This window comes from Clostridium moniliforme, from assembly GCF_017873235.1.
Taxonomy (GTDB): Bacteria; Bacillota; Clostridia; order Clostridiales; family Clostridiaceae; genus Clostridium; species Clostridium moniliforme.
The window spans coordinates 252,117-275,450 of sequence record NZ_JAGGJZ010000001.1; the positions used below are offsets into that span (position 1 = coordinate 252,117).

The following is a 23,334-nucleotide window of genomic DNA, read 5'->3' on the forward strand; positions in this document are numbered from 1 at the left end:
TTTAATTTTTCTCCTTAAAAAGTAAATCTAACACTTTATCTCCAACCTTTCTGTTAAGTCCTTTATATGGATAACAGTGTATGTGAATAGCTGGATTAAAGTTTATTTCAATAATTCCATAATTATTGTCATTTGCCTCTTCTTTTATATCTTTAATCATCATATCAACGCCAGTTATTTTAGCATTTACACTCTTAGTAGATTCTATAGCTAGTTTCTTGTAACTATTATGAATATCATCAGTATAATCTATACTATCTCCACCTGTACTTATATTTGAATTTTCTCTTAAATATACTATTTCTCCACTCTTTGGAATGTAATCAAAGTTTTTATTTTGTTCTTTTAAGAACATTTCTTCAGCTTCTCCTAATGAGATTTTTTCAAGAGGAGTTTTATAGCCCTTTCCTCTTAGAGGATTTTTATTTTTTTCATTAACTAAATCTCTTATTGTACTTATTCCATCACCTAACACATTAGCTGGAACCCTATGAAGTATACCTACAACTTCATTATCTATAATTAAAAATCTATATTCTTTTCCTTCTATAAATTCTTCAATTAATATTTCATTGTCATTTGCAAAGGCTATTTCACAGGCTCTTTTATATTCTTTTTCTGAAAAATCTCCCTTAAATATTGTTATTCCTATTCCAAAGTTTGTAGATTTTGGCTTTATAACAATTTTATTATTTTTATACTTATAAAAATCTACTAAAGCATCAGAAATATTATCATAAAATCCCCCTTTAGGAACTCTTATATTATTTTTCTCTAATACTTTTTTTGTAACAAGCTTATTTTCCATAATTAAAGCTGTTATATAACTATCCTTTGAAGTTTTTGTAGCTTGTTTTACATATTCTACATGATTATTTTTTTCTAGAGATATAAAATTATCTTTTCTATCTAAAACATTAAATTCTATTCCTCTTTTTATACTATCTATAATTAAAATTTGAGTAGATAGTTCTAAATCTTCATATCCTTTTAATTTAAATACATTTTTTTCACTATATTTTAAGTATTCTCTACTTAAATTCATAAAGTAGTCAATATAATTTGTTTCTTTCATTCCATTAATAAGTTTACTTGCTATAGTTTCTTTGTAATTATTAAATCTTTCCCTTGAAATATTAATAGCTCTTTGTAAATCTTCATTTCCTTTAAATAATTTATCGCAAATATCTTGTATTTCGTCTAATAATTTAAGTCCTTCTTTTCTTAATCCTACTTTTTTACCATTAAGTTTAATTAATTTATACTCTTGATTTTCAATAGCACTATTTTCATTTTCAACATACTCTTCATGTAATTGAATTGTATATTTTTCATCCTTAGTAAATATTGTAAATAATATAAATAAGAAAATTAAATTTAATGTATCTTTACTTATACCAATAGGACTTAAAGGATCTAAATCAAGTAATCTAATTTCTATATATTTAACTCCATCATTTAGAAGATTTTCTAGCATATCTCCTTGCTCTTTAGTTTTAAATCTAATTGGACTATAATACTCCCTTGCTCCTTGAATACACTTATCATCAATTAACCTTCTAATATCCTCTACATATTCTTCTACATTATTGTATGAAACATAAAAATCTTCTGCATTTTTATATCCACATTCACTATTTCTTAGAGAATTTACTCCTTTAAAATAATAATCATCTTTTCCTATTTTTCTAGATTGCTTATTACAAGTTCCTTTATAGCTTCTATGAAAAACTGGACTTGCCCCTGTTAAATATATTAAAAACCATTTATATTTTATTAAATTTCTTCCTACTTTAAAATAAATACCATTTTTAAAATCTTTATAATCTTCTTTGCAGTTTGTAAGTTTATAAAGTTCTTTTATTAAATCCTCATTAAAAGAAAAATTAAAGTGAACTCCACTTACTAATTGTCTTTTTGCACCATATTTTTTTACAAGTTCTTCTCTATATTTAATTTCATCTTCATTATGAAGTATTGCAACTGGTATTTCTTCATCCTTTGGTATTATTGGAGGATTACTTTGTGGCCATAAGTATTCTCCCTTTAATGTTGTTGAAACTATATTATGTAAGTTCTCCATAAAATCATAAACTTCATTTATTGAATTACATATTGGTGTAACCATCTCAACTTGACTTTCAGAAAAGTCCCTTTTTATATAAGGATTATCTTCTTTAAAAATTTTAGGATGCTTTGTTATTGCAAGCTTTCCATCTTCAAAAACTCTTAAATTTTCTTTTTCAAGACCAAAACCACTTTTTAAAAGTTTTCTGCTTAAATTATTATCTCTTATTAAATTTAATAAATTACTGTACATATTCTTTCTACCTTTCTTTAATATTAAATTTTAATTTTTTAAGTTCTATTAAAAACCAAGTAACTAGTATTGTTCCCTTAAATAAACTACTAACACTTATACTCATCCAAACACCATTTAATCCAAAAAGATTTTCATTTGATAAAAACATTGCCATTGGTATTCTAAGTCCACTAAAAATTATACTTATAATTGGTGGAGCATAAGTTTTTCCTATTCCATTAAAAGCACCTACTGTTAAAAGTTCCATACACATAAAAACTTGTGAAAGACCAAGTATTTTCATGTATATATTCCCCATATTTAATGCTTCATTTTCAGATAAAAATATTCCAAATATTTGTTTTGAAAAAATAAAGAAAGTAAGTGTTACTAAAAACCCAAATATAATTGTTAATTTTAAAGCTTTATAATATCCAAGTTTTATTCTTTCTTCTTTTTTTGCTCCATAATTTTGACCAACAAAGGCAGCTATGGCTCCTTGAAGTCCTCCAATTGTAATATAGGATATTGATTCTATTTGAACTCCTACTTTTTGAACTGCTATTGCAGTTGCACCCCAGTTAGCAATAATTTTAGCTATAATTATAGATATAAGAGTAAATATAACTCTTTGTGCTGCTATTGGTAAACCCATATGAATAACTTCTTTTGCTTTTTTTATATTTAATTTTATTCCTTTTCTTAAAAATGAAAATCTTCCCTTTGAAATTCTTAAAAACATTGTAAAAACTACAATTCTTGCAATTAAAGTTGCAAGAGCTGCTCCAAAAACACCTAATGGCTTAATTGGGCCAAATCCAAAAATTAATATTGGATCTAATACTATATTGAATATAAAACCTATAGTATTTGCTCTAAAAGGCATTTTACTTTCTCCATAACTATTAAAAATCGTAGTTAATAAGGAATTAAAATACATAAATATAATTCCAATGGAAGAAATAACTAAATAATTTTTTGCCATATTTTCAACAACAACATTACCAAGTTCATAAAATCCTATAAGTTTATTTTTAAAAGTGAAAATAAATATTATATATAAAAGAGCTAGTGTAATTGAAAGAATAAATCCATTTGCTATATAATCTTTTCCTTCCTTTTCTTCTCCTCTTCCAACTGCATGGGATATTTTAACTCCAGTTCCTATAACTATTAAAGTAAACAAAGCCATTGCAAGATTTATAAAAAAACTGGCTGTACCAATAGCTGCAACTGCTCCACTTCCAACTCTTCCAATCCAAATCATATCTATCATTCCATAAGCCATTTGTATAAAATTTGTAGCTATTATAGGTAATGATAATTTTAAAAGCGATTTTGTAATATCTCCTTTTGTTAAATCAATCTTTTCCATTATTTCACCTCCACTATATAACTATATAGGAATATAGTTATGTAGTAAAGCTTTTTCTTTTAATATAATATACTATTTGATAATATTTTTTCTTTAATTATTGTTAAACATATTTATTTAAATAAAAAGTTAGCTGATTAAAATTTATATTTATATTTTTTATCAGCTAACTTTCTAAAATATTCTAACAATTTTGCTCTAAGAAATCATACAAATCATCAATAATTTTTCCTTCACTTGAATAATGATCAATAACAGCCTTTTCCATCTCTTCTATTGTTGCTTCATCATGAAATAATCTTTTATATTCTTGTTTTAGCTTTGCTTCTAAAGTTTTGGTTCTTGCTCTTAAAATCATTCTCATTCACTCCTTAAAAAACTCTTTATATTTACATAATAACTCTTTATTATTTTCTTTAAAGGACTTTATTATAAACTTTCTATTAATAACAAAAAAGCCGTACAAACTGTACGGCTTTTTAATTACTTTTCTGAATTTGGTTTTACTTTAAGAGTTATTCTAAACTCACTTCCAACGCCAACTTCACTTACTAAAGTTATCTTTCCATTATGAAGTTCAACTAAGCTTTTAACTAAAGTAAGACCAATTCCACTACTACAATGTTTACTTGAAACTTGTGTTTCTAATTGAGAAAATCTATTAAATATTATATTTTGATGTTCTTTAGGTATTCCAATTCCATTATCTCTAACTATTATATCTACGGTATCACCATGATCTTCAATTCCAATAAATATAGTTCCTTTCTCTCTTGTAAACTTTACAGCATTTGATATAAGATTCATGACGCATCTTTCAATATTTGTTTTATCACATTCAATAATCTTTTCTTCAACTTCAGGATCTATTATAAGTTCAAGTCCATTACTTTCTATATAACTTTTCATTGATAATGCAACTTCTTCAACTAAATAAACAATATCAGTTTTTTCTATATTAAGTTTATAACTTCCTGAAGTAATCCTAGAACTATCAATTAAATCATTAATAACCTTTAAAAGAGTTTTAGAATTTTTCTTAATTATTTTCATATACTTATCTAAATCTTTTTTAGGTATTTTAGATTCTTTTTTATTTAATGCTGAAATTAACTGCTCACTTGAAAGTATTACATTAAGAGGAGTTCTAAGTTCATGAGATAAATTAACTAAATAAGTATTCCTATATTTCTCATATTTTAAAAGTTTATTATACATTTTTTCATTTTCTAAAAGTTCTTTATTTAACTCCTCAGTTCTTTCCTTAACTAATCCATTTAATATTTTAAAATAATTTATTATAAAATATATTAATCCTATTAATATTGATATATAGATAATATAAGCTAAATTAGAGTTATACCAAGGTTTATTAATTTTTATATTTACACTTTTAGTTTCTCCTATATTACCATTTTTATCTCTAGCCCTTACTTTAAACACATAATCTCCAGGAGCAATATTTGTATATCTTACATAATTTCCTTTATCTAAGAAAACCCAATCTTTATCAAATCCTTCAAGCATATATTCATAATTTAAAGATTTAAGCCTCCTATAATCTGGAAGAAAAAACTCAAAAGAAAAAGTATTTTCATTATTTTTAAGTGTTACTTTATCTCCATTTAATCTTATATCTTTATTATTGTATACTTTAAAATCTCCTATTGTAACCTTTGAAGTTGTTATATTATTTTTTATATTCTTTGGATAAAATGCAGTAACTCCATTTATACCACCAAAAAACATTTCTCCATCTTTACATTTATATTCAGCTGTTCCATTAAACTCATTATTTTGTATACCATCTACAAAGGTAAAGTTATTAAATGTATTACTCTTTTTATCATATTTAGATAATCCACCATTTGTACTTACCCATATATTATCATCTTCATCAGTTAAAACTCCATAAGCATAGTTATTTGCAAGTCCATCTTCTTCTGTAAAAACTTTAAATTCTTCTGTTTTAGGATTAAGTTTATTAAGTCCAAAAGAGGTTGTAACCCATATATTTCCTTCCTTATCTTCAGTTATTCCTTTTACTGCATTATCACTTATAGAATTTTTATTTCCTTTAATTGATTTATAATTTATTACCTTTCTCTTATTTGGATCAATCTTTATAAGTCCACCATACCATCCTGTAGCTATCCAATAATTTCCCTTGGAATCTTGAAATATTCTTCTTATAAATGTTTCTTCAATATTATTTTCTTTTAATAAATAATCTAAATTTTTAAACTTTTCTTTTTTAATATCAAATACATCTAATCCATCTCTAGTACCAATCCATAAATAACCTTTATTATCAACAAAAACTTCTTTTACATCATTATTTACTAATGAATTTTTATTGTCATTATGTTTATATCTTTTTATATTACCAGTTTTTTTATTTATCCTACAAAGTCCATTTTTAGTTCCAACCCATATATTACCGTAATCATCCCCAGTTACTTGAAAGATAGTATTACTACTTATACTATTTGGATTATTTTTATCTAACTGATAATGAATTATTTCATTAGTCTTTCTATTTAAATAATTTAATCCATCATTAGTGGTTCCAATCCACATATCTCCATCTTTATCTTCATATATACCACCTATGCTATTACCACTTAAAGTATTTTTTTCTCCTGGTTTATTTTTATAATGTATAAATCTCTCAGTTGGATTTACTATGCTTATTCCATTATATGTTCCAATCCACATAAGTCCATCTTTATCTCTATAAATACTTTGTATACTATTATTTATTAAACTTTCTCTATCATATGGATTATTTACGTATTTTTCTACCTCATTATCATCTAAAGAATATTTTATTAATCCACCTTTGCTACCTAACCATATATTGTTTTGAAAATCTTCATACATATCATTTATTGCAAATTTTTCAAAACCATATAATTTATTAATTTTTTCTAGATTATCAAATTTTTTTGTATTTAAATTTAATTTAACTATTCCTTTATTTTGTGTACTTATCCACATATTATTTTTTGAATCTTTATAAAGCTTTATTATATAACCACTTGGTAGCTTTTCTTTAGGTACCCTTATAATTTTATCTGTATTAGTATCTAAAATATTAAGTCCATCTTTAGTAGCAACATATATTTCTCCATTATTACCTTCTTGTATACTAGTTATAAAATTATCACTTAAAGATTCATTATTATTTTTATCATTAAAATACTTTTTAAATTCTTTAGTTTGAAAATTATATTTATTTAATCCATTTTCAGTTCCAACCCAAAGATTATTTTTGGAATCAATACATAAACTCCAAATATGTTTATTAGATGTTTTTTTAGGATCATTAATATCAGCTTCAATTCTTTCTACTTTTAATGTTTTTTTATCTAATTTACAAAGTCCAGCGCTTGTACCAACCCATAAAAATCCTTCTTTATCTTCAACTATACAACCTATTATTCCTGGATATAATGTATTTTCGTTTTTATAATTTGCCTTAATAACTTCAAAATCATAGCCATTAAATCTATTTAAACCATCATTTGTGCCAAACCACATATATCCATCTTCATCTCTATATATTGAATAGATTGAACCTTGTGACAATCCATCATTGGTTGATATATTAGTAAATTTTAAATATTTGTTATTTTCTTCTGCTGATGTTTTTATACATAAAAAATTGCTTATTAAAAATATACTTAGAAATATTAAACTTAGTAACCTCTTCTTATTTATAGCTTCCAGCTCCCCACTTTTCGACATTTTACTTCAAATACATATTTATTTTTACATAATGAACATTTATTGTCAATTAGTTAATTTTATGAACTAAAAGTTAATAAAAAATTGTACTAAAAATTATCAATTATTGTTTTTCTTTCCTATAATATAAAAATGGTATTTCCATTTCAGATATACTAGCTCCTCCATGAACACCCTTAAACAAAACTTCAAAAAATCCCTTTTCATACCACCAAATATTATTATTTTCTTTTGGAATAATGATAATATTTCCACACCTATCCATTAATCTTTTATTATTCTTCTTAAAAAATCCTATATCTATTAATTCATCATAAGTAAAAACATACACAGAATCCTTTAGTTTATCTTTAATTATTTTTTTTACCTCTTCTAAGTAGTTTTCTTTAACTATTAAAAATAAATCCCTACAATATCCTCCTGGCGACATAAAATCTCCATTCTTATTTTTCATTAGATAATTTTTTATTTCTGGCAAAATTTCATTTAAATAATTTTTCTTACTTAAATCTGTTTCTATCTGTCCATGATCAGCTGATATTATTATTGAAATATCATTTATCATTTTAATTTCTTCATAAAATTTGTCAAAAGATTCTAGTAATTTAATTACTCCAAGGTCAAATTCCTTAGACTTCCACCCAAACTCATGGGCTATAGAATCTATTTCAGGTAAATATACATAATAATATTCTTTATTATTATTTTTAAATAAATCATCAGCTAAGTTTCTAAATAAATCCTCATACTCTTTGTATCCTTTTAAATTAGCTCCTTCACACATAGTTTTTGTATATTCACTATTGTTTATATATGAAGGCTGATAAACATAACTTTTTATTTTAAACTTACTTAATTCTTTAAATATGCTATCTGGAAGAAATTTTTTTGGATCTATATCCCTATCCTTTAGACTTTGACTTTTATTATTTCTAGCCTCTTTAAAAAGAAATGCTGTTATTATATCATCTACTTCCTTTTCATAATAAAACCACTCATAAATTCCATGTTCATAGACAGGTAATCCTGATAAAGCAGTTGTTATATTAGCAGTTGTTGTAGATGGAAATTGAGAAGTTAATTTTGAAACAACACCTCTTTTTTCAATATCTAATAAAAATTTTGAATAGTTCTTATACTTTTCATAAAAACTCCAACCAAAAGCATCTATTAGAAAGAATACTACTTTATTTGATGAAATATTTTTTTCTCCAATAACATCTAATGGTAACAATTTTGATGTTTTTATATTAAATAAACTTTTTATTGTTCCAAATATATTAGAAAAGCAATAACTATCATATAGAGGAACTCTAAGTTCCTCATAATTACTACTTTCAACTTTTTTAATAGAATTTTTATTTATCAAAAAAAAACACCTCTTTTATATTGTTTATTATAAATTCTAATTATCATACCCTTTTATAAAATTTTTATAAAAATCTATCATCTTGTAAAAATTCTTAACTTCTAATCTTTCATTTACATTGTGTACCCTTTTTAAATCTTCCATCTTTAAATCCAAAGGAGCAAACCTTAAAGAACATTTGCTTATAGAATCATAATGTCTTGCATCAGTTCCTGCAATCATAAGATAAGGCGCTACTCCAACATCCTTATATACTGTTTTTAAGCTTTCTTTAACTTTTTTAAATCCTTTGCTGTTCATAGAATAAATTTCTGAAGGAGGATACTTATATAAGATTTTACTTTTTAATTTATATTTTTCTCCTATATTCTTAACTAAGTTTATTGAATAATCAAGTCCATCCTCCTTACTTACCTTTATTACTACTCTAATTTTATTTTCTTTTTCATTAAATTTTACACTACATGTACTTTTAATAATACTTCCTGCTTCTTTACTAACCTTAGATAATACTTTAATTAATACCTTTTCTAATTTCTTCGAATTTTTAAATATAAAGGATAATGGCATTTTCATTTCTTTACTTGTTTCAAGAAACATATCTCTAACTACATCATTTATTTTACCTTTAAATGGTGAATCTTCCTCGAGATATTTTTTTATATATTTAAAATTATCTTTTAAACTAACATTATCTTCAGTATAAAAGTCTAATATAACATGTCCTTTTTCTCCAACTCCAATTAATGCAAATTTCTTTTTTAATAAAGGTAATGGTTTATCCAGAATAGCTCCGCCTTCATCTAATAAAGTTTCAAAGCATATATTTTTACTTTTTAAATATTCTACTATTTTAGGTGCTCCGTCTCCTGCTATTTCCTCATTTCTTGAAGAAGCTAAATATATATCTCTATAAGGTTTATAACCTTCTTCTAATAATTCTTCTAAAGCTGAAAATATTGCACATAAAGGACCTTTTGTATCTAAAGTTCCTCTTCCCCATATATATCCTTCTTTTATTACTCCACTTAATCCATCATATTTCCACTTTCCATTTATCGGCGCTGTATCCATATGATTCATTAAAAGAATCGGTAATTTTTCTTTTGATTTGCCTTCCCATTTATACAATAAATTTCCATCTATATTTACAATCTCTAAATTACTGTGTACTAAAGGAAATAAGTTTTTAAGTAATATATGAAAACTTTTAAACTTATCTATATTTTCTTCTCCTTCAATAGATATTGTTTCATGTTGAACCATTTTGCTTAAAGAATTTATAAAATTATCCTTATCCATATTTTCACCTTCTAAATTAAAATATTTTTATAATTTATTACTTACTTTTTCTTTCAATAATATTATATAAAAACTTCTAAATAAATATAGTTATAAGGATCTTATAATAATAATTTCTCAATAAAAAACCTTAATTAATAATTCAAAGTTATTTAAGTTTAATTATGCATTTTTTATACATATGAAATTTTAAAATTTATATTTTATCTATATTTTGTATATTCTTTATTAAAAAATATAGAGTAAAATTAGATTAATTTAAATCGCAAAAACATTTGTATTTCGTTAAAAAACATATTTAAGTTATAGAAATGTATAAATATACACAAATGGAAGGGGGTAGCATTTTTGATTGGCATAAACTTTAGCTTATTTTAAAATCAAAAATGCGAAGACATGAGTAAAACTAAAGAAAAAAATTTAGAAAAAACTAAAGCTGAGACAGAATATTCAATTTCTTTTTGGAGTTTTGTTTCAATGATATTTTTAACTGTATATGGACTTGGTAATAGTCTTCAAGTTTATTATCAAATGGGCTATGCTTCAATAACTTATTTCTTAATAGCTGCAGTATTCTTTTTTATTCCTTATTCATTTATAGTTGCAGAAATGAGTTCGGCCTTTAAAGATAAATCTGGTGGAATATTTTCTTGGATGCGTGAAAGTGTAAGTGAAAAATTCGCACTTATCGGTACATTTATTTGGTATGGAGGCTTTGTTATATTATGGTTTGGAGCCTCAACAATATGTATATCTCTATCAGTTGCAGTTTATGGTGTTGATACCACTTCAGATTGGCATTTTCTAGGATTTAACTCTCCTCAAACATTAGCTTTAGTTGGAGCTATTTATATGATAATTGTTGCTTTTATTGCTACAAGAGGATTGAAGAAATTAACTTTTCTTTCTAATATATCAATGATAACAGTAATTCTTTCACATATACTTATTTTAGGAGGAGGTTTAGTAATATTTATTCTTCAAGGATGTAAATTTGCACAAGGCTTTGATTTTTCAAATGTTCATTCATATTTTTATGGACCAAATCCTAGTTATTCAAGTTTTTTACCAGCACTTGCATTTTTAGTCTTCTCTATATTTACTTTTGCTGGAATGGAAAATAGTGGCGGATTAGTTGATAAAGTTGAAAATGCAAAAACAAATGTTCCTAAAGCAATTATACTTTCCACTATTGTAATTACAATACTTTACATATTGAGTGTATTAATACTTGGTATGGTTTGTAACTGGAATGATACTTTTGGTTCTGACAAAGTAAACCTTGCAAACTTTTCAGTATATATATACCAACAAGAATTTTATAGACTAGGAGTAATATTAGGATTAAATAATGCTGATTCTATTTTACTTGGACAATGGGTAAACAGACTTATGAAAATTTTATCTCTTATTGCCCTAACTTCTGTTCCACTTAGAATCTATACTCCAATAAAACATATGTTTGAAGGTCTTCCAAAAGGAATTTTACCTAATAAACTTTTAAAAAATAATAAACATGGTATGCCTCAAAACGCAATAATTCTTCAAACATGTATAATAGTATTCTTCGTATTACTTTTAGGATTTGGAGGTGGAAGTGTATCTTCTATATTTAATAAGATGACTCTTATGACTTTCGTATCAGGAACAGTTCCTCTTTCATTTATAATTTACTCATATATAAAATTTAAAAGAAATGATAATATAGTAAAAGAATATCAATTCTTCTCTAAGAAGAAAGGTCTTATAGTTGGCGTTATGTGTTTTGTAGTTGTTACATTTACTAATATCTTCTCAATTATAGAACCAGCTTTAGAAGGTGATTTACAAAAAAGCCTTTGGGTAGGTGGTGGACCTTTATTATTTGGAATAGTTGCATATTTACTTTATAGAAATTTTGAAAAAAATAAAGTTGTGGATACAGAAAAAGAAACTTTAACTATTGCAAATGATAATATATAAAAATTTAATAAAAACTATTTTATGTAAATTGTGATTGTAGTTTAAAAAAAGCCAAAATAATAAATCTTTAAGAAATAAAGCAAATTTTTTATTGCAATATTCTTATTAGTTTATTATTTTGACTTTCTTATACTAAATTTTCAATATTTCTTTCATATAAATCAGCTATAAAATTAAATATTTCCTTATCCTTTACTGCACCGTAGTTATCATTTCCATCTATGTTATTTGTATATGTAAGTATTAAGAAATCTCCAGAAGATTCAATAACTCTAAATGAAGTTTCTTCTGAAAGCACATCTACTTGACAAAGAACTTTTACTCTATCATTTGAATTAGTTTCTGAATTGTATAATTCAGTATAATATTCCTTAAACATTGTTATATTATATTTTTCTTTATCACATTCAGTTACCCTTCCAGTTTTTCCACAAGATAAGCAGCTATGAAACTTACAATCTCTTAAGCATTTTAAACATTCACATTTAGAACAACATTTAAGTTTATTTAATATATCTTTACAATTGTTTTTATAATCCATAAATTCATTAATAGCCTTGTTTATATCATTAGAATCAGCATCATTTACAGTAAAAAATAATACTTTTTTCTTCTTATTTAATATACTTTCACCTTTATCAAGGATTTCCATATATTTATCAAGAACTTTTATATTTTTTACAAAATATCTTGTTTTAATATCTGTTCCTTCTTCAAACTCAATTATATCATTTATAGAAAATGTTAAATTAGTATAATCTTCAACCCAATAGTCTTTCTCTTTTTGTATAAGTTCTTTAGCTTTATCTATATTCATTATTTTTCACCTCTTATTAATTTTAATACTTTTTTAGTAAAATAAATGTTAATTTAATAAAATAATACAAATTGTTAATTATTTGTTTTTAAAATTGTATATTTTTTATAGTAAATTAAATATAAGACTATATTTAGGAAGGAGCTTTAATATTAATGAAAAATAAGAAAAAATCTATTATTAAATTTCTTATTATACTTACTATATTTTTAACGAATCTTTTATCTTCAGTTATGCCAGCTTATGCTATTGGCTTTAAAAGTTCATCAAACTATAATAGTTCAAGTTATAGTCAAAGTAAAAGTCCAAGTAGTTCCTCAAGTAGCAAATGGAATTCAAGATTTAATACTTCTGATAAATATAGTAATCCAAAAAGTTATAATAACTCAAAGGATAAAATAAATTCAAAGTTTAAAACATCAGATAAATACAATAATAATGGTTCAACAAACAAAAGTAATAATAAAACTAATAATCAACAAAATAATGATAATTCAAATAATAATTCTAAACAATATACTGATGATTATAATTATGGAGGAAGACGATTCAGCATTATCCCAGGCTTTTCTCTATTTGGACATTCAATGGGTATGGGATTTGGATTTATATTTAAAGCAATAGTTATAATTTGCATTATTGCTGTTATATTAATAGTTATATATTATTTCTTCTTTAATTAATAATTTATTAATTATATATTTTTTAGCTATTATTTTAATTAACTTAAGTATTATAATTATAAGAAAAAAGGAGGCTTATTTATTATGGGTATATTTAATAGAATATCAAATATGGTTAAAGCAAAAACAAATGCCGCTTTAGACGATATGGAAAATCCAATAGAATTATTAGATCAAAAAATAAGAGATATGGAGGAAAGTTTAAATAAAGCAAAAATATCTTCAGCTCAAATTTTTGGTAATTTAAAAAATACACAAAAAGAAATGGATAAAACTAAAGAATTATCTAATGAATATGATGAAAAAGTAAGACTTGCAATGAGTAAAGGAAATGAAGAACTTGCTAAAAAAGCTCTTAAGTTAAAACTTGATGCAGATAAAAAATATGAAACTTTAAATAAATCTTATGAAGAATTAAGTATTAAAGCAAATACTTTAAAGGAAAATTTAATTAAACTTCAAGAAGAAATAGATAAAACAAGAAGTTATAGAGATGAAGCTTCTGCTAGACTTAATACTGCAAATGCAACTAAACAAGTTAATGAAATAATGGCAAATGTTCAAACAAAGAAAAATTCAATTAATTTAGATGATATTGAAAGAAAAATCACTAAAGAAGAAAGTTATGCTGAAGGTTTAGGAGATTTAAAAACTCCTTCTTTAGATGATGAGTTTGAAGAACTTGAAAAAACTAATTTAGATGAAGAATTAGAAAAATACAGAAATAAATAATATAAAATTTTATTTAAAAAGGACTTTTCAATTAAATGAAAAGTCCTTTTTTTATTTTATCATAATAAATTTTTTCTTATTTTGGAAATATTATTTCTAATTATTTTTGGTTAAATTAATGGTTATAATAAGTTTTTATTTAGTTAATTTATAAACAACATCTCCAATTATTTTTATTCCTTTTTCTATATCTTCTTCACTTACCCTAGAAAATCCAATTCTTATTCTTTCCGAACCATCAGACTCATTATAAAAAATATCTCCTGGCATAAATACTACCCCTCTTTTATAACACTCTTCTAGGACATCCCTTCCTTTAACCCCCTTTAACTTTATAAATATATGTAATCCTCCCTCTCCTAAAATATATTCATATGGAATATATTTTTTTACTTGAAGAAGAGTAAAGTTATACTTTTCTTTATAATGTTTTCTTATTTTTTTCATATATCTTGTAAAGGCTCCACTCTCCATATATTTATGAAAAATTGCTTGATCTAAAAATGAAGAATGTATATTTCTTGCCCTTTTTACACTTTCTAATTTGGATATTAATTTTTCATCTCCAAAAATCCATCCAATTCTTATACCTGGAAAAAGTACCTTTGAAAAGCTACCTATATATACTACTCCGTTTCCATTATCACAAAGAGAAGCTATTGGAGCTACATGAGAACTAGAATATAAAAGTTCCTCATTAAACCCATCTTCTAATATTGGTACTTTATATTTTTCGCAAAGATTGTATACCTTCTGTCTTTTTTCCCCTTTCATAACTATTCCAGTTGGATTGTGATAAGAAGGAATTAAATAAACAAGCTTTGGATTTTCTTCTTTTAATGCCTTCTCTAAAAGCTCAATATTTATTCCATCCTTATCCATTTCTACAGATTTTATATTAATTCCATTTGCTTTCATAATTTTTAATGCTGTATTATGAGTTGGCTCTTCACAAATTATTATGTCTCCTTTATTTGTAAGGGAACTTATTAAAATATCAAAGCCTTCTGTAAAACCATTTGTAATTAAAATATCTTTTTTTTCTGTATTAACACCTTTTTTATTCATATAACCTTTTAAATATTCAATTAATGGTTTATAGCCTTTAGCATATCCATAATTTAAAAGTTTATCTCCTTCTAATGAAAATACACTTAAAAAAGCTCTCTTAAATTCTTCTAAATCAAAAAGTTTTTCATCAGGTGCAATACTTTTAAAAGAAATCATTCCTTTCTTCCAAGGTAATTCATTCTTTACTATATCTAAATTTTCACATACTTTCCCATAATCAGTTATCATATTTTCCCAATTTATATTTAAATCACCTTTATTACTTTTCTTTTCAACTGCAACAAAAGTTCCCTTACCTTTTAAACTTTTAATTATTCCTTCACTTTCTAGTTCTTCGTAAGCAGTAATAACTGAATTTCTACTTATTGAAAGAAATTTACTTACTTCTCTAGTAGATAGAAGTTTACTTCCCTTTTGAAGTATTCCATTTTCTATATTTTCTTTAATATGATTTTCTATCTGAACATGTATTTTTTCTTCTTCATTTATTTTAAAGGAGGAAAAAATCAAAAAAATCACCTTCTTTTCTAATTTTGTCTTCCTTTATTATATCTTAAATACTTATTTTTAACTTAATTTTCTTTTAAATATAATTTATTGTTTTAAATATTTTATTGTCTTTAATATACACTCTAGGTATTCTATGCTTTATCATACAAAGGACATCATAATTTATAGTTCCTATAATCTTAGCCATATCGTCTGCATTAAACTTTAAATTATTTTCTTCTCCAAGTAAGATAACTTCATCTCCTACTTTTACATCTTCAATATCTGTAACATCAATCATACATTGATCCATACATATTCTTCCTACAACTTTTGCAAACTTTCCATTTACAATAACCTTAGCTTTTCCACTTAAAAGTCTTGAATATCCATCTGCATATCCTATTGGAATAGTTGCAATTATGCTATCTCTTTCTGTTTTGAAAGTTCTTCCATAACTTATATACATATCCTTATCTAATTTTTTAACATGAACTATTTTAGTTTTTAATGTTAAAACTGTTTTTAAAGGAAGTTTTTCCTTTTTAACTTCATCAGATGGATAATATCCATATAAAATTATTCCAGCTCTTACACAATCTAAATAAGTTTCAGGTAAATCTATAATAGCTCCACTATTTGATGCATGCTTTAATGGAATATCTAATCCTTTTTCTAAAAGCATATTATTGAAATTTTTAATTTTTGAGAATTGTTCATAAGTATATTCTTTATTTTCTTCATCAGCTGTAGAAAAATGAGTAAATATTCCTACAATTTCTATACCTTTTAATGAAGCAATTTCTAAAACTTTATTCAAACTATCTTCATTAGGTAAAAATCCTATTCTACCCATACCAGTATCTAATGCAATATGAATCTTTGCTTTTTTCCCCATATTTATAGCTATATCTGATAAGCTTTTTGCATATTCTAAATCATATACAGTTTGTTCTATATCATTATTTACTAATGTTTCTCCAAATTCTAAAGGAGTATATCCTAATATCATAATTGGAGCTTTAATATTATTTTTTCTAAGTTCTACTGCCTCAGTTATAATTGCAACTGCAAGTCTTGATGCTCCATTTTCTAATAGTACTTTTGAAACTTCTACTGATCCATGTCCATAAGCATCTGCCTTTACTACTCCTATTACTTCTCTTCCATTAGCTAATTTTTTAATGTTTTTCATATTATATGCTAATGAATCTAAATTTATCTCAGCCCATACTGGCCTTATAAGTTCTTTCATTAATATCACCTCAAACCTTAATCCTACATACAATTATAAATGCTTTTAATTACAAATAAAGGACCACTAAGAAGCAATTTTTAATCCCTAGTGGTTCATTTTATATGTATTAATTTTTTTTATTTAATTTAATGATAATACATTAATTAAATAACTTATAGTACTTTTTATATTTTTTACATTTTGTTTACTCTAAAATTACTAAATATATTTATTAATTTTAAATTTGTTAACTGATTCTCATATTTATTTATTATTTATTTAACAATTGAAATTTAAATCAATTACATATGAATTTTTTTTAAACTTGTTAAATAATATACAACTAACTTCATTAAAATTTATTATATATATTTTTTTTGAACAATAAAAATATAATCTCTCTAAATGCTTTATATTACTTAGATAAGGTCATTTAAATATTATTCAAAAATTAGAAATCATTAGTATTTTTAAGGTATTCATAGCATTTTATAAAATATTTATATTATATTTCATAAAACATCATTATACGTATAATTTTGAGAATTAAATAACAAATTAATAATAGATATAATCTAGGGGAACCGTTAAATAAATGAGGTGTAAAATATGGAAATGAACAAAAGTATAGTTAAAACATTTGCTAAACATTTAGCTGATGAAACTTTCAATTTAAAATTATGGGATGGAGAAGTAGTTAAAGTTGGAGATGGAGATCCTAAATTTACAATAATAATAAATAAATTTCCAAGTAAAAAAGAACTACTTTCCGATGCAAGTGTAGCTTTAGGTGAAGCTTACATGGATGGATACATAGATTTCGAAGGTGATCCACAAGAAATATTTGAAAGTATGATGAGAAATAAAGATAGTTTCTTAAATCATAGTACATTATTAAAGCTTGCTGGAAAAATTAAAGCTCCTTCACTTTTAAAATCAAAAAAGGATATAGCTCATCATTATGACATAGGAAATGACTTTTATAGTCTTTGGCTAGATAAAACTATGAGTTATTCTTGCGGATATTTTGAACATGAAGATGATACCCTTTATGATGCTCAAATGAATAAAATAAAACATATTTTAAAGAAACTAAATTTAAAGGAAGGTCAATCTCTTCTTGATATTGGATGTGGATGGGGTTACCTAATTATTGAAGCTGCTAAACTTTATAAAGTTAAAGCTATGGGAATCACTTTAAGTGAAGAACAATTTGCAAAAGCAAATGAAAGAATTAAAGAAGAAGGTTTAGAAGATTTAGTTACTGTAAAATTAATGGATTATAGAGACTTAAAAAAATCTGGATTAATGTTTGATAGAGTTGTAAGTGTTGGTATGGTTGAACATGTAGGTCATACAAATATTCCTTTATTTTATGATAATGTAGATGCTGTTTTAAAAGAAGGTGGACTATTCCTACTTCACAACATTACAAATTTAGTTGAAACTGAAGGTAATAAGTGGATTACTACTTATATATTCCCTGGTGGATACTTACCAACTTTAAGAGAAGAAATTTCTATTTCTGCTGATCATAACTTCCACGTTATTGATGTAGAAAGTTTAAGACTTCACTATATGAGAACATTACAAGAATGGGTTAAAAACTTTGAAGAACATATTGATGAAGAAAGAGAAATGTTTGATGAAAGATTTTTAAGAATGTGGCATATATACTTATGTTCTTGTGCTGCTGCTTTCCATTATTGGACTATAGATATACATCAAACACTATATTCAAAGGGAATAAATAATGATCTTCCATTAACTAGAAAATATTTATATGAAGATTAATTTAAAGTATGATAACTAACTTTTAGTTATCATACTTTTTATTATATATTATAAATACATACTATTAATTTATAGTAAAATAATATAAATTTTTGCCATAGATTAAATTTTAAATGATAAAATATAATAGAGGTGATAATTATGAAAAATATAAAAGATTACATAAAAATAGAAAAACAAGAGGGTAAAGATAATGAAAACTCTTCAACTATCTTTCATAAAATTACTTTAGAAAAAGAAAAAGAATTAGGCGAAAATAAATCTCAAGAAATAAAAAATTATTTTGCTAAAATAAAATCAAAGTATGAAGAAAAAGATAAAGATAAATATAGAATATTAATTCCTAAAGATGCTTACGATTTAAAAGTTTTAATTGATGATTTAAATACAATATTAAATAGTTAATAAAATAAGTGTTATAGATTTTTTTCTATAACACTTATTTTAAATCTTTTATTTAATATTTATTTTCTAAACTTTATATAAACTAAAATATAATATTTAATTTATATAACCTAACCTTTTTAATTGTGGTAAGACTTTTATAGAAATTATAGACGTTACAAGGCTTAATAAGAAATCGCTTGGAATAAAAGTAATAGCTCCAACACTAATTGCTGTCCAAATACTCATTGTTTCTCTTAAGTAAAAATTATAAATTATAATCATATGAATAATTCCAAATAAATAAATTGCTAATAATCCTAAAATACAACTTATAAAAACTTTAAATATATTTAAATTCTTAGATTTTTCTGTTATTTTTCCAATTATAAAAGCTCCAAATATAAATCCTATTAAATAACCAAATGTAGGCTTAAATATATATTGAGGGCCTCCACCTTGTGTAAATATTGGAACTCCAATAAGTCCAATTACAACATATAATATTTGAGCTAATGCTCCTTTTTTTGCTCCCAAAATTATAGCCCCTAAAGCACAAAAAAAATACTGAAGTGTAAAAGGTACAATTGGTATAGGAATTCTAATAAAAGCTCCTACAGCTGTAAAAGCTGCAAACATTGAAATAAGTATTAAATCTCTAGTTTTTAACTTCATAAATTTTCCTCCAAGTAAATATTTTTATTTTCATTGTGATTTAATTTGATAATCAAAGTATATTAGAATAATAACTTTTTACATTTAAATTGTCAACTTAATTTTATTTTTTAGTTGACAATTTAATTCATCACTATAACAAAAAAGTTTTTCTAAAAACTTAGAAAAACTTTTTAATCTATAAACTATATTAATATTTTAATATTTTATCTATTATATTAACTTATTCAGAAATAGACTCTACTAAATCTCTTAATAATTCAAAATTATAGTGAAGATAAAAAGAAACATTTATATCATCTTCCTCAAGATTATACACTATAAAATTAACAATCTTTCTTCTTGTATCATAATCCAAATTCATATTTGTATTAATTTCTATAATATCTTCATTTGATAAATTAATAACCTCTAATACATTATTTTCTTCATTTTCATAGTATCTTATTGTTACAGTTATACAATCTCCTTCACAGCAACTTAGTTCTCTAATTTTTGTTGCAAGTTCTTCTGTAAATCTATTATCATCAATAAAATCATACTCTATTTCATCTGAAAATGCATTATTATCATTTATTAAATAACTGTCATCTTCAATTTTTATAATATCAAAATTCTCATAGGCTTTTTCCTCAATTTTTTTCTTATGTATTTCATTAAAATCTATTACTTCCATAAAAAAACCTCCTTAAAGTTCTATACCCTCTTCTCCCTAAATATATTATATCAATTTATTAATCTATTTTGTATCATCCTTTAATTTTCTTACTTAATCTGATATACTTATACTATAGTAAACATTTACATAAAATATTTTTATAGTATTTTATAAAACGTTATATTAAAATTATTTTTTTATTTGAGGAGTGATTTTATGAATATAGAAACAAATAAAAATGAAGAAAAGATATTATACTCATTAGCAAATGATGTTAATTTATTTCTTGCTAAAAATCCTGGTAAGTACTTTACTTCCCATGAAATTGATGCAATGTTAAATTCAATATCATATAGTCATTTAAAAGCAACATTAATGCTAAATGATAGTATAAATTCAACTGATCCTTCAACTTATATTGATTCAATTTGTTCTTATCTTTCAAAAAAGAACTTAATTAAACACTCTAAAAAGATTTGTCCTTATGAAAATAAAACTGTTGATGCCTTTTCAATTTAATTATTAATATATTTAAAAGCATGCTTATCCTTTAAATTTAAGATAAGCATGCTTTTTTATTTTTATCTTTTCTTTTTATTTCTAAGTCTTGCAGGTCCTCTACTTTTTTTACCTTTATATCTTGGTGCATCATCTACTCTAGAACTTTTCTTACTTCTAAAATCATTATCTTTTGAGAACTTTTCTTTATTTCCTCTTCCCTTATTGTTAGAAGTTTTATCGTGTCTACCTTCATTATTTTTATTTCCTTTGTATCCAGAAGAAGATTTCTTCTTACCATGCATACTTGCAATATAGCGAGTTTCTCTTGATTGAATTAAACATTTTGGTCCGTTTCCAATTAAATCTTCCCTTCCTGCAAGTTCTAATGCTTTATGAACTAAATTATAATTTTTAGGATTTTTAAATTGAAGAAGTGCCCTTTGCATAGCTTTTTCTTCTCTAGTTTTTGGAATATAAACTTCTTCCATTGTTAAAGGATCAAGTCCTGTATAAAACATTGTTGTTGACATTGTTCCTGGTGTTGGATAGAAATCTTGAACTTGCTCTGGTTGATACTTTGTATCTCTTAAATATTCAGCAAGTTCTACTGCTTCTTTTAATCCACAACCTGGATGACTTGACATTAAATATGGAATTAAATATTGTTCTTTTCCAAGTTGCCTATTTATTTTAAAGAATTTTTCTCTAAATCTATCATAAGTTTTTCCAGCCGGCTTATTCATATACTTTAAAGCCTGAGGAGCTACATGTTCTGGTGCAACTTTTAATTGTCCACTTACATGATGTTCTATTAATTCTCTAAAGAAAGTATCATCTTTATCAGCCATTATATAATCATATCTAAGACCTGAACGTACAAATACTTTTTTAATCTTTGGAAGTTTTCTTATTTTTCTAAGTAAATGTAAATATTCTGAATGGTCTACAATCATATTTTTACATGGCTTTGGAGTTAAACATTGCTTATGTTTACATGCACCTAATGTAAGCTGAGTTTTACATGCTGGCTTTCTAAAGTTTGCAGTAGGACCACCTACATCATGAATATATCCTTTAAAATCTTTAAGATTTGTTATTTCAACAGCTTCTTTAAGAATTGAATCTTCACTTCTACTTTGAACTGCTCTTCCTTGATGGAATGTTATAGCACAGAAATTACAATTACCAAAGCAACCTCTTGAGCTTACTATTGAAAATTTAACTTCCTCTATTGCTGCAATTCCTCCATCCTTTTCATATATAGGATGATAGTTCTTTGCATATGGAAGGGCATAAACTTTATCAAGTTCTTCTCTAGTTAATGGCATTTCTGGTTTATTTACAACAACATATCTATTTCCATGTTTTTGAATAATTTGTTTTCCCCTAACTGGATCCTGTTCTTCATATTGAATCTTAAAAGCTTCTGCATATTTTCTTTTGTTAGATGAAACTTCCTCACAGGATGGAATTTCAATATAATAATTATAAACTTCATCTAAGGATTCCACTGCATAGCAAGTACCATTTACATGTCTTATGTATTTAGCTTCAAATCCATCATTTAAACAATTAGCTACTTCAACTATTTGTCTTTCACTCATTCCATATACTAAAAGGTCTGCTCCACTATCTATAAGAATTGAATTTCTTACATTATCTCCCCAGTAATCATAATGAGCAAATCTTCTAAGACTTGCTTCAATTCCTCCAATAATTAAATTAACGTGCTTATAAGCTTCCCTAATTTTATTACAATAAACAATAGTAGCTCTATCTGGTCTAGCTCCCATCTTTCCACCTGGAGTATAAAGATCTTTGTCTCTTCTTCTCTTACTTACAGTATAATGGTTAACCATAGAGTCCATGTTTCCACCGTTAACTAAAAATCCAAGTCTTGGTTTTCCAAGTTTCATAAAATCTTTTGTACTATGCCAATCTGGTTGAGGAATTATACCAACCTTATATCCTGCATCTTCCAATACTCTAGAAATAATTGCAGTACCAAAGCTATGATGATCTATATAGGCATCTCCTGTAACAATAATAAAGTCACATTGTTCCCAACCTCTATCTTCCATATCTTTTTTACATATTGGTAAAAATCTATTTTCTGTCATATTATCACCTTCTATCTATATTATTAACATCTATATTCAAATTTTAGTCCAATTTAATATTATAAAGCATATTTCTCTATTATAATACTTTAATTTAAGAAAAAAAGATATTT

General features: G+C 24.7%; 18 protein-coding genes. 6 read left to right on the plus strand and 12 right to left on the minus strand.

Features of this window, described 5'->3' with window-relative positions; genetic code table 11:
- Position 1 precedes the first annotated feature (1 nt).
- The 6 genes from gshAB to J2Z53_RS01290 form a co-directional block, all read right to left on the minus strand.
- On the minus strand, positions 2-2,320 hold the full coding sequence (gene gshAB / locus J2Z53_RS01265; protein WP_209795410.1) for a bifunctional glutamate--cysteine ligase GshA/glutathione synthetase GshB: 2,319 nt from the start codon (positions 2,318-2,320) through the stop codon (positions 2-4).
- 7 nt (positions 2,321-2,327) lie between these two features.
- Positions 2,328-3,677, minus strand: a complete 1,350-nt coding sequence (locus J2Z53_RS01270; RefSeq protein WP_209795411.1) for an MATE family efflux transporter — start codon at positions 3,675-3,677, stop codon at positions 2,328-2,330.
- Between the two features lie 184 nt (positions 3,678-3,861).
- Positions 3,862-4,035: a hypothetical protein gene (locus tag J2Z53_RS01275; protein ID WP_209795412.1), complete on the minus strand. Its 174-nt coding sequence runs from the start codon at positions 4,033-4,035 to the stop codon at positions 3,862-3,864.
- A 125-nt stretch (positions 4,036-4,160) separates the two neighbouring features.
- Positions 4,161-7,427, minus strand: coding sequence for a sensor histidine kinase (locus J2Z53_RS01280; protein ID WP_209795413.1), 3,267 nt, complete (start codon positions 7,425-7,427; stop codon positions 4,161-4,163).
- A 103-nt stretch (positions 7,428-7,530) separates the two neighbouring features.
- Positions 7,531-8,796, minus strand: coding sequence for an alkaline phosphatase family protein (locus J2Z53_RS01285; RefSeq protein WP_209795414.1), 1,266 nt, complete (start codon positions 8,794-8,796; stop codon positions 7,531-7,533).
- A gap of 36 nt (positions 8,797-8,832) precedes the next feature.
- Positions 8,833-10,098 carry a M20/M25/M40 family metallo-hydrolase gene (locus tag J2Z53_RS01290; RefSeq protein ID WP_209795415.1) on the minus strand — a complete coding sequence of 422 codons (1,266 nt, stop codon included), beginning with the start codon at positions 10,096-10,098 and terminating at the stop codon, positions 8,833-8,835.
- 396 nt (positions 10,099-10,494) lie between these two features.
- On the opposite strand from J2Z53_RS01290, the gene yjeM reads away from it, so the two are divergent.
- Positions 10,495-12,060 carry a glutamate/gamma-aminobutyrate family transporter YjeM gene (gene yjeM, locus J2Z53_RS01295; RefSeq protein WP_209795416.1) on the plus strand — a complete coding sequence of 522 codons (1,566 nt, stop codon included), beginning with the start codon at positions 10,495-10,497 and terminating at the stop codon, positions 12,058-12,060.
- Positions 12,061-12,187: 127 nt separating this feature from the next.
- Here yjeM and J2Z53_RS01300 read toward each other — a convergent pair whose 3' ends face one another.
- Positions 12,188-12,877 carry a hypothetical protein gene (locus tag J2Z53_RS01300; RefSeq protein ID WP_209795417.1) on the minus strand — a complete coding sequence of 230 codons (690 nt, stop codon included), beginning with the start codon at positions 12,875-12,877 and terminating at the stop codon, positions 12,188-12,190.
- Between the two features lie 155 nt (positions 12,878-13,032).
- On the opposite strand from J2Z53_RS01300, the gene J2Z53_RS01305 reads away from it, so the two are divergent.
- On the plus strand, positions 13,033-13,560 hold the full coding sequence (locus J2Z53_RS01305; protein WP_209795418.1) for a hypothetical protein: 528 nt from the start codon (positions 13,033-13,035) through the stop codon (positions 13,558-13,560).
- An 84-nt stretch (positions 13,561-13,644) separates the two neighbouring features.
- The gene (locus J2Z53_RS01310; RefSeq protein ID WP_209795419.1) at positions 13,645-14,292 is read left to right on the plus strand and encodes a PspA/IM30 family protein; all 648 of its coding nucleotides are present in this window, start codon (positions 13,645-13,647) and stop codon (positions 14,290-14,292) included.
- A gap of 135 nt (positions 14,293-14,427) precedes the next feature.
- Here the strand turns inward: J2Z53_RS01310 and pdxR are convergent, their stop codons facing one another.
- Entirely contained in the window at positions 14,428-15,873 is a 1,446-nt protein-coding gene (gene pdxR, locus J2Z53_RS01315; RefSeq protein ID WP_209795420.1) for a MocR-like pyridoxine biosynthesis transcription factor PdxR, read from the minus strand.
- A 73-nt stretch (positions 15,874-15,946) separates the two neighbouring features.
- Positions 15,947-17,107, minus strand: a complete 1,161-nt coding sequence (gene alr, locus J2Z53_RS01320; protein WP_209795421.1) for an alanine racemase — start codon at positions 17,105-17,107, stop codon at positions 15,947-15,949.
- A 591-nt stretch (positions 17,108-17,698) separates the two neighbouring features.
- On the opposite strand from alr, the gene J2Z53_RS01325 reads away from it, so the two are divergent.
- Complete coding sequence (locus J2Z53_RS01325) at positions 17,699-18,883, plus strand: class I SAM-dependent methyltransferase (protein ID WP_209795422.1); 1,185 nt, start codon at positions 17,699-17,701, stop codon at positions 18,881-18,883.
- A 141-nt stretch (positions 18,884-19,024) separates the two neighbouring features.
- Positions 19,025-19,288: a hypothetical protein gene (locus J2Z53_RS01330; RefSeq protein ID WP_209795423.1), complete on the plus strand. Its 264-nt coding sequence runs from the start codon at positions 19,025-19,027 to the stop codon at positions 19,286-19,288.
- A gap of 96 nt (positions 19,289-19,384) precedes the next feature.
- On the opposite strand, the gene J2Z53_RS01335 is transcribed toward J2Z53_RS01330, so the two are convergent.
- On the minus strand, positions 19,385-19,942 hold the full coding sequence (locus tag J2Z53_RS01335) for a biotin transporter BioY (RefSeq protein WP_209795424.1): 558 nt from the start codon (positions 19,940-19,942) through the stop codon (positions 19,385-19,387).
- A 223-nt stretch (positions 19,943-20,165) separates the two neighbouring features.
- Positions 20,166-20,618, minus strand: a complete 453-nt coding sequence (locus tag J2Z53_RS01340; RefSeq protein ID WP_209795425.1) for a hypothetical protein — start codon at positions 20,616-20,618, stop codon at positions 20,166-20,168.
- Between the two features lie 198 nt (positions 20,619-20,816).
- On the opposite strand from J2Z53_RS01340, the gene J2Z53_RS01345 reads away from it, so the two are divergent.
- On the plus strand, positions 20,817-21,119 hold the full coding sequence (locus tag J2Z53_RS01345) for a hypothetical protein (RefSeq protein ID WP_209795426.1): 303 nt from the start codon (positions 20,817-20,819) through the stop codon (positions 21,117-21,119).
- 62 nt (positions 21,120-21,181) lie between these two features.
- On the opposite strand, the gene J2Z53_RS01350 is transcribed toward J2Z53_RS01345, so the two are convergent.
- Complete coding sequence (locus tag J2Z53_RS01350; RefSeq protein ID WP_209795427.1) at positions 21,182-23,221, minus strand: YgiQ family radical SAM protein; 2,040 nt, start codon at positions 23,219-23,221, stop codon at positions 21,182-21,184.
- Between the last annotated feature and the right edge of the window lie 113 nt (positions 23,222-23,334).

Excerpts from the sequence above, each read along its gene's own strand:
- J2Z53_RS01275 (WP_209795412.1), bottom strand. The coding sequence starts at position 4,035 with ATGATTTTAAGAGCAAGAACCAAAACTTTAGAAGCAAAGCTAAAACAA.
- J2Z53_RS01280 (WP_209795413.1), bottom strand. The coding sequence starts at position 7,427 with ATGTCGAAAAGTGGGGAGCTGGAAGCTATAAATAAGAAGAGGTTACTA.
- gshAB (WP_209795410.1), bottom strand. The coding sequence starts at position 2,320 with ATGTACAGTAATTTATTAAATTTAATAAGAGATAATAATTTAAGCAGA.
- J2Z53_RS01335 (WP_209795424.1), bottom strand. The coding sequence starts at position 19,942 with ATGAAGTTAAAAACTAGAGATTTAATACTTATTTCAATGTTTGCAGCT.
- J2Z53_RS01310 (WP_209795419.1), top strand. The coding sequence starts at position 13,645 with ATGGGTATATTTAATAGAATATCAAATATGGTTAAAGCAAAAACAAAT.
- J2Z53_RS01350 (WP_209795427.1), bottom strand. The coding sequence starts at position 23,221 with ATGACAGAAAATAGATTTTTACCAATATGTAAAAAAGATATGGAAGAT.
- J2Z53_RS01300 (WP_209795417.1), bottom strand. The coding sequence starts at position 12,877 with ATGAATATAGATAAAGCTAAAGAACTTATACAAAAAGAGAAAGACTAT.
- J2Z53_RS01305 (WP_209795418.1), top strand. The coding sequence starts at position 13,033 with ATGAAAAATAAGAAAAAATCTATTATTAAATTTCTTATTATACTTACT.
- J2Z53_RS01270 (WP_209795411.1), bottom strand. The coding sequence starts at position 3,677 with ATGGAAAAGATTGATTTAACAAAAGGAGATATTACAAAATCGCTTTTA.
- J2Z53_RS01340 (WP_209795425.1), bottom strand. The coding sequence starts at position 20,618 with ATGGAAGTAATAGATTTTAATGAAATACATAAGAAAAAAATTGAGGAA.
- J2Z53_RS01290 (WP_209795415.1), bottom strand. The coding sequence starts at position 10,098 with ATGGATAAGGATAATTTTATAAATTCTTTAAGCAAAATGGTTCAACAT.
- J2Z53_RS01325 (WP_209795422.1), top strand. The coding sequence starts at position 17,699 with ATGGAAATGAACAAAAGTATAGTTAAAACATTTGCTAAACATTTAGCT.
- J2Z53_RS01330 (WP_209795423.1), top strand. The coding sequence starts at position 19,025 with ATGAAAAATATAAAAGATTACATAAAAATAGAAAAACAAGAGGGTAAA.
- J2Z53_RS01345 (WP_209795426.1), top strand. The coding sequence starts at position 20,817 with ATGAATATAGAAACAAATAAAAATGAAGAAAAGATATTATACTCATTA.
- alr (WP_209795421.1), bottom strand. The coding sequence starts at position 17,107 with ATGAAAGAACTTATAAGGCCAGTATGGGCTGAGATAAATTTAGATTCA.
- yjeM (WP_209795416.1), top strand. The coding sequence starts at position 10,495 with ATGAGTAAAACTAAAGAAAAAAATTTAGAAAAAACTAAAGCTGAGACA.